The organism is Embleya sp. NPDC050154 (assembly GCF_044460165.1).
Lineage (GTDB): Bacteria > Actinomycetota > Actinomycetes > Streptomycetales > Streptomycetaceae > Embleya.
In genome coordinates, this window is the sequence record NZ_JBITJP010000068.1 from 1 (window position 1) to 4,139 (window position 4,139).

1 protein-coding gene is annotated in these 4,139 nt (G+C 73.2%); it reads right to left on the reverse strand.

Going from position 1 to position 4,139, the window contains the following annotated elements; genetic code table 11:
• The coding region (locus tag ACIBSV_RS50530) for a type I polyketide synthase (RefSeq protein ID WP_395874754.1) at positions 1 to 4,139 on the reverse strand (4,139 nt) is incomplete at both ends.

Here is a 4,139-nt window from a genome sequence, read left to right on the forward strand (position 1 = left end):
GTCCGCCACCACCACCGGCCCCGACACACCCCGCCCGACCACACCCCCACCCACAGGAGCCTGCTCCACGATCACATGCGCGTTCGTCCCACTGATCGAGAAGGAGGAGACCCCGGCGCGGCGTGGACGACCCGTCTCCGGCCACGCCCGCGCCTCGGTCAGCAATTCCACCGCGCCCGCCGTCCAGTCGACGTGCGGGGTCGGCTCGTCCACATTCAACGTGCGGGGTAGCACCCCGTGCCGCAGGGCCATCACCATCTTGATCACACCGGCGACGCCGGCGGTGGCCACCGTGTGGCCGATGTTCGACTTCAGCGAACCCAACCACAACGGCCGATCCTCCGGCCGCCCCTGACCGTAGGTCGCCAACAACGCCTGCGCCTCGATCGGATCGCCCAGCGCGGTGCCCGTACCGTGCGCCTCGACCACATCGACCTCGTCGGCCCGAACCCCGGAGTTGGCCAGCGCCTGCCGGATGACACGCTCCTGCGATGGTCCGTTGGGGGCGGTGAGGCCGTTGCTCGCACCGTCCTGGTTGACGGCCGAGCCGCGGATGACGGCGAGGACGCGGTGCCCGTTGCGCCGTGCGTCGGAGAGCCGCTCCAGGATGACGACGCCGACGCCCTCACCCCAGGCCGTGCCGTCGGCGGAGGCCGCGAACGCCTTGATCCGGGCGTCGGGTGCCAGCCCTCGCTGCCTGCTGAACTCGGTCAACAGCCCCGGTGCGGTCAGCACCGTCACGCCGCCCGCCACCGCGAGGGTGCACTCCCCTTGGCGCAACGCGTACGCCGCCTGGTGCAGCGCCACCAGGGACGACGAGCACGCCGTGTCGGTGGTGATCGCCGGGCCTTCCAGCCCGAGGACGTAGGCCAGCCGGCCGGAGATCACGCTGTTCGTCGTACCGGTCGCCAGCAGGCCGTCCGTCCCCTCCGGGGCCTCGTGCAGCGGCGAGCCGTACTCCTGGCCCAACGCGCCGATGTACACACCCGTCCGGCTGCCGTGCACCGACTCCGGGCGGATGCCCGCGTGCTCGAACGCCTCCCAGGCGGTTTCCAGGAGCAGCCGTTGTTGCGGGTCCATGGCCAGCGCCTCGCGTGGCGCGATACCGAAGAAGCCCGCGTCGAACTCGGCCGCGCCGTGGAGGAAGCCGCCCTCGCGGGCATAGGTCTTGCCCGGCCGGTCGGGATCGGAGTCGTACAGCCCGTCGACGTCCCAGCCGCGGTCCGTCGGGAGCCCCGAGATCCCCTCGCGGCCGGAGGCGACCAACTCCCACAGTTCCTCGGGGGATCCGACGCCCCCGGGAAGCCGGCATCCCATGCCCACGATGGCCACCGGTTCGACCGACGCGACGACCGCGACTGCGGGTTCGGCGGCGGGCGCCGCGCCGAGAAGTTTGTCGCGCAGGTGTCGGGCCAGTGCGACCGGCGTCGGGTGGTCGAAGACCGCCGTCGCCGACAGGCGCAGACCGAGGGCGGCGGTCAGGCGGTTGCGCAGTTCCACAGCGGACAGCGAGTCGAAGCCGGAGTCCTTGAACTTGCCGTCCGGCCGGACCGATTCCGGTGTCGCGTGCCCCACCACGGTCGCGGCGTGGGCGCGCACCAGTTCCACGAGTTCGCGCTCGGCGTCGGCCGCGGACATCCCGGCGAACCGTTGCTCGCCCGCGGCGCCGCCCACCGGACCCGCCGCGGCGGTGCGCCGGGCGGCACGGGGACGCACCAGCGCGGAAAGCACCGCGGGCAGCGCCTCGTTCCCACCCTGAGCGAGCTGTGTGATGTCCAGCCGCGCGGGGACGAGCGTCGGCTCGTCGAGGGCGACGGCCGCGTCGAACAGGGTGAGCCCCTCCTCCGACCGCAGGGGCGCCAGGCCGAGCCGGGCGAGCCGGGCCAGGTCCGCGTGGTCCAGATTCCCCGTCATGTCACTGCGCTGATCCCAGAAGCCCCAGGCCAACGACGTGGCCGGAAGCCCCTGGGCCCGGCGGTGCGCGGCAAGCGCGTCGAGGTAGGCGTTCGCCGCCGCGTAGTTGCCCTGCCCCGCGCCGCCGAGCGCGGCCATCACCGAGGAGAACAGGATGAACGCCACCGGCTCCCGGTCCCGGGTGAGCCGGTGCAGGTGCCATGCCGCGTCCGCCTTGGGCCGTAGCACCGCGTCCAGCCGCTCGGGTGTCAGTGCGGAGATCAGGCCGTCGTCCAGCACACCAGCCGCGTGCACGACCGCGGTCAGCGGGTGTTCGGCCGGTATCGCGTCCAGCAGGGCGGACAGCGCCTCGGGGTCGGCGACGTCGCATGCCACAGCCGTGGCCGCGGCCCCGAGTCCGGCCAGCCGCTCGACCAATTCCCCGGCGCCCTCGGCCCCGGGCCCTCGGCGGCTGACCAACAGCAGCCGCCTTGCCCCGTGTTCGGTCACCAGGTGCCGGGCGAGCAGCTCGCCCAGTGTGCCGGTGCCGCCGGTGATCAGGACCGTGCCCTCCGGGTCCCACTGCTCGCGCGGGGGTGTCGGCGCGCCATCGGCCGCGACCGCGGCCCGGACGAGCCTCGGCACCAGGACCTCTCCCCCGCGCAGCGCGAACTGCGGCTCGCCACAGGCGAGCGCGGCGGGCAGGTTTCGGAGGGAACGCTCGTCCTCGTCGATGTCGACGAGGACGAAACGGTCCGGGTTCTCCGTCTGCGCGGTGCGCAGCAGGCCCCACACCGGCGCGGAGGCCAGATCGAGCCGCTCCGCGTCGCCGGCCGCCACCGCACCGCGGGTGACCACCGCCAGCCGGGTGTCGGCGAAACGCTCGTCGGCGAGCCACGATTGCGCCAGCGCCAGCGCCTTGAGCAGTGCGGTGCGAACGGCTGCGGGACCACCGAAGCCGGCCTCCTCGACGGAACCGGCGTCCTCGGCGGGCAGGTGGCAGGCCAGCACGAGTTCGGGACGGGAGGTGGCGGTGGCCGGGTCGTCGAACTCGCCGCCGAGCACGGACAGGTCCGCGTACCGCCGCACCCGTGCGGCGCCCGGAACGGCGTCGAGGCCGAGTCCGTCGTCGCCCACCAGGACCCACGAGTCGACCGGGGTCCGGTCGGCCTCCGGCACCGCCCTGCTCACCCATGCCATCCGGAACAACGCGTCGTGGTTCCCGTCCCGCGCCCCGACCGGTTTCCCGGGATCGACCGGACGCATCGCCAGTGAACCGACCGACGCGACCGGCACGCCTTCGGTGTCGGCGACCTCCACCACGAGGGCGTCGTGGCCCGTCGAAGCCAGTCGCACCCGCACATGCCTGGCGCCGGTCGCGTGCAGGCGCACGTCGGACCACACGAACGGCAGCCTCGGCGGCTCCGGTTCCCGTCCAGGCTCCGGGTGGGGGATGATCCCGGCGTGCAGCGCCGCGTCCAGCAGCGCGGGGTGGATACCGAAGACATCCGCTTCGGCGTGCCGCTCCTCCGGCAGCACGACCTCGGCGTACACCTCCTCGCCCCGCCTCCACACCGCCCGCAACCCCTGGAACGCGGGGCCGTACTGATAGCCGAGGGCGGCCAGTGCCGGGTACAGCTCGTCGATATCCACCGACACCGCCTCGGCCGGCGGCCACTCCCGGGGATCCCACGAGGATGCCGCCGGACCGCCGAGGGCGAGCACGCCCGTGGCGTGGCAGGTCCAGAGCACACCCGTGCGCTCGCCGTCGGGTCGGGAGTAGATGTTCACCGAACGCCGTCCGGCGTCGTCGGGCTCACCCACTTCCACCCGCAGTTGCACGCCGCCGGTCGCGGACAGGACGAGCGGCGCCTGCAAGGTGAGTTCCTCGAGGTGGTCGCCGCCCACCTCGTCACCCGCGCGAAGCGCCAACTCGACGAAGGCCGTGCCGGGCAGCAGAACGTTGTCGGAGACCGCGTGGTCGACCAGCCAGCCATGCGTTTGCAACGACAACCGGCCGGTCAGCACGGTGACATCCGTCCCCGCCAGTTCCACCGCCGCGCCGAGCAGCGGGTGTTCGATCGCCGCCTGTCCGGCCGCGGCCGCGTCTCCCGCGCTGTCGGGCGTCTCCAGCCAGTAACGCTTGTGCTCGAAGGGGTAGGTGGGGAGGTCGAGGTGGGTGGGTGGGGTGGTGGGGTAGAAGCGCGTCCAGTCGGTGGTGGTGTGGGTGTGGACGGTGGCGAGTG